Genomic DNA, 1,518 nt, shown 5'->3' with positions numbered 1-1,518 from the left:
CTCCGGTTCCGGTTGCGCCTGTAACACCAGTTACTCCAGTAAGACCCGTTGCACCAGTGGCTCCCGTAGCTCCGGTTCCGGTTGCGCCTGTAACACCAGTTACTCCAGTAAGACCCGTTGCACCCGTTGCTCCAGTTACACCTGTTAAACCCGTTGCACCTGTGGCGCCGGTCGTTCCCGTTCCGGTGGCACCTGTCAGACCGGTTACACCCGTAGATCCCGTCGCACCAGTAGCTCCCGTTGTTCCTGTACCCGTTGCGCCTATAGCACCAGTTACACCCGTTGAACCAGTCGCGCCTGTGGCTCCAGTAGCCCCGGTCCCTGTTGCACCTGTCACGCCAGTAAATCCTGTGGCTCCCGTGGCTCCAGTAAGTCCCGTTGCACCAGTAGCTCCAGTCGTTCCTGTTCCGGTTGATCCTGTCACTCCTGTTACCCCAGTTAAGCCCGTTGCACCTGTCACTCCAGTAAATCCTGTGGCTCCGGTTATACCAGTTGAACCCGTCGCACCAGTAGCCCCAGTCGTTCCTGTTCCGGTTGTTCCTGTCACACCAGTTACTCCAGTAAGTCCCGTTGCTCCGGTAGCTCCGGTTGTTCCCGTTCCGATTGCACCTGTCGCACCAGTTACTCCAGTAAAACCCGTGGCACCTGTTATACCAGTAAGTCCCGTTGCACCAGTAGTTCCCGTTGCTCCTGTCACACCAGTTACACCTGTTAAACCCGCCGCGCCTGTGGCGCCTGTCGCTCCAGTTGCTCCTGTTCCGGTTGCGCCGGTGGTTCCTGTTGTTCCCGTTACCCCTGTCACGCCAGTAAATCCTGTCGCTCCCGTGGCTCCAGTTACTCCAGTAAGACCCGTTGCTCCTGTGGCTCCAGTTGTTCCTGTTCCGGTTGCGCCTGTAACACCAGTTACTCCAGTAAGCCCTGTTGCACCAGTGATTCCAGTTGTTCCTATTCCGGTGGCACCTGTCACACCTGTTACCCCAGTAGATCCTATCGCGCCGGTAGCTCCAGTTACCCCAGTTGAGCCGGTGGCTCCAGTAGCCCCTGTAGCTCCCGTTCCTGTTGCACCTGTCACACCTGTTACCCCAGTAAGTCCTGTTGCACCAGAAGCTCCAGTTGTTCCTATTCCCGTTGCGCCTGTCGTACCGGTGACCCCAGTTAAGCCCGTTGCTCCGGTAGCTCCAGTTGTTCCCGTTCCTGTTGCACCTGTCGCACCTGTTACTCCAGTAAGACCCGTTGCACCTGTGGCTCCTGTTGTTCCCGTTCCCGTTGCACCGGTGGCTCCAGTTGCTCCGGTTCCTGTTGCACCTGTCACACCAGTTACACCTGTTAAACCCGTCGCGCCTGTGGCTCCAGTTGTTCCGGTTCCCGTTGCCCCTGTCACACCAGTTACTCCAGTAAGACCCGTTGCACCAGTTACCCCAGTTGAACCCGTCGCGCCGGTCGCTCCGGTTATTCCCGTTCCGGTTGATCCTGTCGTACCGGTGACCCCAGTTAAGCCCGTTGCACCTGTCGCACCAG

The 1,518-nt window shown here is 58.2% G+C and carries 1 protein-coding gene; it reads right to left on the bottom strand.

Annotated elements, in window-relative coordinates; genetic code table 11:
* Positions 1–1,518 (bottom strand): hypothetical protein (locus AC4PM4_RS19485; RefSeq protein ID WP_491614325.1); only part of this gene is annotated, 1,518 nt, incomplete at both ends.

The organism is Paenibacillus sp. MDV22-iso6 (assembly GCF_058408365.1).
Note: the sequence above shows the minus strand (reverse complement) of the source record. Positions and strands in the feature narration are given on the sequence as shown.